A 6,216-nucleotide genomic window follows, 5' to 3' on the forward strand; every position below is an offset into this window, starting at 1 on the left:
TTAATGATTAGCCACTGAGTCATCGGTTTTCATATTGGGTATTGGGTATTGCTTATTTCAATTCCTTTCGTGTTCCATCCTGTTAACTTAGGCTTACTGTTTTTGTAGGTCAAGCCTACGATCACTGCGTTAGATAACTCTAAGCACTTTGATATTTTTCGCACCTCGATATAAATAAACCAAACCAACAATAAACGCCAGGTTGTAAGGCACATCTACATACATATCAAGATATTGACTGTCTACCCCAATACTAACAATAAGAATTATTGTAATAAAGGAAAGCAAGCTGAACAAAGTCGATACCCCAAAAAAGAGAAAAGCCTTTGAGAAATGTAATATATAAATATCATTTTTGAATTTAAATGTTTTTTTCAACGAAAAATAAACATAAAAATTAACCAAAATAGCTATCACTAATATAAAAAGATCTAAAAAATAGTCCGGCGTAAAAATATTAATCTCGTCCAAAATACGACTGTCCTTGTTCTTAGTGAGTAAATAGACTTACTCGCTTGTGATTTAATTATCTCGATAAAATATATCATTTATCATTTAAATTCAATAGATTGCTTTATTTCATACATCAATCGGCATTATCATATTTTACGGGACTCAGCAGTATCCTCTATACAAATAAAAATGCCAGAGTGTAAAAATTAGACCCTGACATTTTATTAAACGAAGTTTAGCTTTGGCTAAAGCGTATCATCCAACCACTTAAAGAACTCACGCTGCCATACAATGCCATTTTGCGGCGTCAGCACCCAATGATTTTCTTCAGGGAAGTATAAAAACCGGCTCTGTAAACCACGTAATTTTGCAGCTTGGAAAGCAGCAATACCCTGCTCTAACGGCACTCTGTAGTCTTTGCCGCCATGAATAACAAACATAGGTGCATCCCACTTATCAACATAGCTGATCGGATTAAACTGACCGTATGACTTTTTAGTCGCGGCGTTATCCTCCCAATACGCCCCCCCTAGTTCGTTATTTACAAAGAATAGCTCTTCGGTTGTACCGTACATACTGCGTAAATCGAAAATACCACAATGCGCTATAAACGTTTTAAAACGCCCCTCATGGTTGCCCGCTAAATAAAATGCGGAATAGCCACCGTAACTTGCACCTATAGCGCCAATACGAGACTTATCTACATATGATTCTTGTGCTACATCATCAATGGCATCAAGGTAATCTTGCATTACCTTCCCACCCCAATCTTGGCTTATATCATCATTCCATTTAACACCATGACCCGGCATACCACGACGATTAGGGGCTACCACAATATAACCTTGTGAAGCCATTACTTGGAAATTCCAACGAAAAGAATAAAATTGAGATAACGCAGACTGCGGGCCACCTTGTAAATAAAGTAAAGTTGGGTATTTTTTGCTTCTATCGAAATTAGGCGGGTAAATAACCCAAGTTAACATCTGTTGGCCATCTTTGGTGTTTACCATACGTTTTTCAACATTGGGTAAGTCCAGATCGGCATAAAATGTGTCATTTTCTTTCGTCAACGCAGTCAGCTTTTTGCTATCCAGATCAAATCTGTAAATTTCACGCGCGGCATTCATGCTGTTACGTGTTACCACAAGCTGATTATCTAATACTGCAACTATGCTATTTACATCAAACATGCCGTTTGTAAGCTGCATAATTTTCGGCTTAGTTTTTGTATTTACAGATACTTGGAACAGCTGAATAGTGCCGTCAACTGGCGCTACAAAATAAATATGCTTAGCGTCATTGCTCCATTTAAAGCTATTTACGGTGCCATCCCAGTGTTCTGTTAGATTAAAGTCACGGTTTTTCACCTTAACAATAATATCGTTTTTATCTGCTTCATTGCCTGGCTCATCCATTTGTAACCATGCTAAGTTGCCTTTTGGCGAGAACGCGGGGTACTTATCATAACCTAAATTGCTTTGTGTGATGTTTGTCGTTTTTTTGCTAGCGAGGTTGTAGCGATAAATGTCAGTATTAGTGCTGCTAACGTACTGCTCACCAGTCAGTTTTTTACTGACATAATAAATATTTTCGCCCTTGGGTCCCCACGTATAATCAGCAGCACCGCCAAATGGTGACGTTGGGCTATCAAATGGCATGTCCTTCATGATGTCGACTTTTTCTTCTGTCTTTAAGTCTTGATAAAAAACATGTTTAAAGCTGCCGTCTTTCCACGTATCCCAATGGCGATAGTTTAAATCATCAAACACATAAGCGTTAGCTTGACCAAGCTCTTTATATCTGTCTGATGCCAAAACCTTTTCTAGTTTTACTTTTTCATGAAGAAGTTTTTTGCTGCCATCCGGCGAAATACTGCTATCAATAAAAAGATCTTGATAGGCTTCTAACAACTGAGACTCACCACCTTTTAGTGGCACTTGATAGACCTTGCTATTGAAGTTATTGTTCTCAACACTTGGCGTCGTTACTTTGTAAATTATATGGGTTTTATTTTGGTTTAAACCCAGCGCACTCACACGTTTTACTTGCCAAAGTTTTTCAGGGGTCATAACCTCACTGGCATATGCCCCCATACTTACACACAATCCCAAGCTTACAGATAATATCGTTCGCAACATCGCGAAATTCCTCCAAAAATAAATCCGGCTTAGGTTACACAATAAAATGGCAACTGAATAGTAAGCGAGATGACAAATAGGTTTCATGAAATGAAAAAATTACCCCATCACATTATGCAACACAAACTGCATGTCGCTTTGGTCCACCTACTTTTACTGCGTGAATATATCATTTTTAAGGTAAACAGCTGTTGAGTGGAAAACACAGCAACTAAGTTAACAGTATTGAAAAGTAAGGGAATATAACTATTATGATTTGCGGTGGAAAGTGAGTTTTAGTGCTATTCGTATGGCGTGTTGTTCAAACATTCTCTAATAGCTTGTAATATTAAGCTACCCAGCGCTAAGGCTTTTCGCTTCGCGAAGAGGGGTATCTTAATTAGCCGAAGGTCAAAACCTTTAGACCACAAGCTGCGGGAAATTGAGCCCAAATAAATTAAAAAAGTAAAACTATTGGCCGCAAACAACCTATGAGTAATACAAGTTATAATGAACCAACACCAATCCCTCGTTTAACCTCAATTTCTCTTTCGCTAAGGTTACAGACTTGATATTGATAACCACTCCATATTTATCTATGGCAAGGCTGTAGGATAGCTCCAACAGCCAAATTAATAAGCTAAAATAATTGCTTAAAATGCGTAGCAAGTTCCAATAATATTATTATTTGTAATTATTTTTAGGCCCACGATCCATCAATACTTTTATACTACCATCACTACCCATTTCTAACTTAGGTCTATTCTCAGAGTTTGGGGCACTATACGATTCTAGGGCTGCAATAATGACTCCATCTGGGGTATTAGTGATCATACCGGGAACGCATGTATAGATATTATTATTCTTACTTGCATTTTTAGCTGATATGCTAATTTCAGTACCATTATGGTTATCAATTAACATCGACACATTGTATTTATTAAATGAGCCTGATCCATTAGATTGAGCAGAGTAAGCAACTGGCACCACGGCTTTAATAGTGTCATCTAAACGGATCTTAATTTCTTCTTTGCAGATTGTATTTTTAATCGCAGATTGGAAGAAGCCTCTGCGCTTTGGTTTAGTCCCAACTTCATCACCTAAGTGACACACGGCGTCTTTATAGTTTTGTAAAACTGGAACACCTTTTGCGCCGAACATAGCTATATCAACTTGCTGTCCGTTTGTAAGATATACCAAAGCATACACATCATAATCGGTATTACTATCCCATGATATTGATACCGTTATTTCTGCAGTTTTTTCAATAATAATGGGCTTTCGGCCTTTAGATAGATCAACTTTACCACTGACTTTTTCCAAGCTTATACTCGGACTCACTCTCGCTACAGGTTTAGATATATGCGTTACAACCGTTTTAGGTACTTGTTCAACTTCATCATCCACTTCAATACCATAATTCGAACACAATCCAGCCAGTCCTGTCGCAAAACCTTGCCAAACAGATCTTGCTTTAGTTTGTCCGTTTCGACTATATATTTCAGAAATGATGACCCCTTTTTCAGTATTAAAAGCAAGCGGCACTAGTTGTGTGACAGTGCCATCACAATGGATTTCAGCCGTTATATTTAGTCCTTCAAAACCAATACCGTTATCTTCAGTTAAGGTGATCGCTATTTTAGCTATATCCGATGCAGAATTAAGAGAAAAGTTAATCTGATGTGTAGTAACACCATTACTCTCTATTGGTGATATGAATTGCGCTATCTTATCAGCGTCTCTAGGTTGATTAAAAAATACCATACCAGCGTCGTTTTTTACTTTCCCTGTTTCATCAAGTAAAAATGCAGTTAAATTTATATCCCTTGCTGTTGATGACAAATGCTTAATTAAAATCGTACCATTAGAACGTGGTAATGTGCAATTACCACCTTTTATAAGCTCAGATATCATTATTTTTCCTTATTAATCGTGATGCATTACACACTAACCACATGAAGGCTTGAGATACCATCCCAAGGCCATACTCACTCTTAAATTATTCAGGAGCAGCATGATCTTCGAACTCTAAAGTTGAAGACCCATAATTAACTTGATACATAATCTGTTTATTAGTGCTCACTTGACGATCCTGTAGAATAACTCGTTTTTAATTTATTTTTATTAATGGTTCAACCATAGCTGAGTTCCTATTTTGGTTCAATCGGTTACTTCGATTTTACGTAAATATAAAAAGAGGACTTGGTGTTGTTTTAATGGGCGTTTTAGAAGGTATTGCAGGTGTGTGAGTGGTTTATTTGAGGTAATATTCAATGCTTTTTGTACACTGGTGTGGTCAGATTTTCCCGGTGTTTGCGTCATTTTTGCTCTGATTGTGTTTAAATCTACATAGGCCATACAGGCGGCGAGTGCGACTTCATCAAGCAAGGCTTGTGATTTAAAGCGGCCTTCCCACAAAGTTGTAAGGAACAACTTTGAACGCCTTAGGCCACCCGAAGGGTGAGTGCCATGGATGGCAGCGAATAAAATCGGCCTGTACAGTTATCTTCTTTATTTGCTCTGCGGGCAATGTATTCATTTAATAATCGCATAAACCAGCTAATACTTGCTAGCCGTTCACGGTATTGTTTTACGGTTTGATTAAAGAAAATGCGTTCTGCTTTACTCAGTTTTTCACCCTGCACATACTTTTGCGTCAGTAACTTTCCTTTACATAGTTTATGCCAGCGCAGAATGATTGCTTTATCATTAGCCTATTCGCTTTTTTATCATCAACATACAGCACTAAATGAGTGTACTTCAGGCGTCCTGACTTTCGCCCTTCGGGCCAGCTGCGCTGTTGTTAAATGTTCCTGACATTTTGCTGGTTACTCATGACTGCACAGGCACATACATCAATGCAAAATACCTTCGCTAATCCAAGCAGCTTATCATCAACCCAGCCTCTGCGATGCTCAAAAGACTGGCCTGTAAAACGATCTTCACCCCACAAGAAAGCACGACGAACGCAACGTGAAATACAGTGATAACATTTGTATTAACTAAACTTATTTGACTTTTCCTTGCAGTTGCCATGTAACATGCGGGTCACTTTTCATGCGAATTAAAAGTTAGTAAAAAATATAAACTTTAGGATGGGTGTCATCGTTGTTTTCATCTCATCGTTGTTTTCATCGTTCTGATTTGGTTTAAATCCTGACGAATCCCCACGAAATGAATTAAAAAAAGATGAGTAAAGGGGATCGACCTTCATGACTAATTGTGATCAAATTACTTCGCCAAAAACAACTTAAAACAATAGCCATGAAGATCACAAATATAATACAGAATGATATCGCTGCTGCCTACCCTGAAATTCACTCTACTCGATTAAATACGTTATTTACCTTCATTGACTCTGGCATGCATGATCAACGTGTGTCTGTGACATATTTAGGTAGAGGATTGAAAAGCCTATCAAAAACAACAAAGAAAAATGATATTAAACGCGCTGACCGCTTAATCGGTAACACGCTCTTACACAGCGAGCGCCTTTTCTTTTATGACTATATGTCAGCGCAGTTAATTGGAAATAAAAAGTCCCCCATCATATTAGTCGATTGGTCACCTATTAATGGACAAGGGATGTTTCAAGTATTGCGCGCCAGTATTCCAATGAATGGGAGAAGCTTAACGCTCTATG

Annotated in this window: 3 protein-coding genes and 2 pseudogenes; 1 reads left to right on the forward strand and 4 read right to left on the reverse strand. The window is 37.9% G+C overall.

What is annotated here, in order from left to right; translation table 11 throughout:
* Positions 1–129 precede the first annotated feature (129 nt).
* The 4 genes and pseudogenes from HH219_RS18485 to HH219_RS22135 form a co-directional block, all read right to left on the reverse strand.
* Complete coding sequence (locus HH219_RS18485) at positions 130–471, reverse strand: hypothetical protein (RefSeq protein WP_169328289.1); 342 nt, start codon at positions 469–471, stop codon at positions 130–132.
* A gap of 227 nt (positions 472–698) precedes the next feature.
* A complete protein-coding gene (locus tag HH219_RS18490) occupies positions 699–2,594 on the reverse strand; it encodes a S9 family peptidase (RefSeq protein WP_169328290.1) in 1,896 nt (631 codons plus the stop codon).
* Positions 2,595–3,257: 663 nt separating this feature from the next.
* Positions 3,258–4,487 carry a TerD family protein gene (locus HH219_RS18495; RefSeq protein WP_169328291.1) on the reverse strand — a complete coding sequence of 410 codons (1,230 nt, stop codon included), beginning with the start codon at positions 4,485–4,487 and terminating at the stop codon, positions 3,258–3,260.
* Between the two features lie 357 nt (positions 4,488–4,844).
* A pseudogene (locus tag HH219_RS22135) lies at positions 4,845–5,609 on the reverse strand (hypothetical protein); the annotation flags it as partial.
* 228 nt (positions 5,610–5,837) lie between these two features.
* On the opposite strand from HH219_RS22135, the pseudogene HH219_RS18510 reads away from it, so the two are divergent.
* Positions 5,838–6,216, forward strand: a pseudogene (locus HH219_RS18510) (IS4 family transposase); the annotation flags it as partial.

This window comes from Pseudoalteromonas sp. NEC-BIFX-2020_015 (assembly GCF_012952265.1).
Classification (GTDB): Bacteria; Pseudomonadota; Gammaproteobacteria; order Enterobacterales; family Alteromonadaceae; genus Pseudoalteromonas; species Pseudoalteromonas neustonica.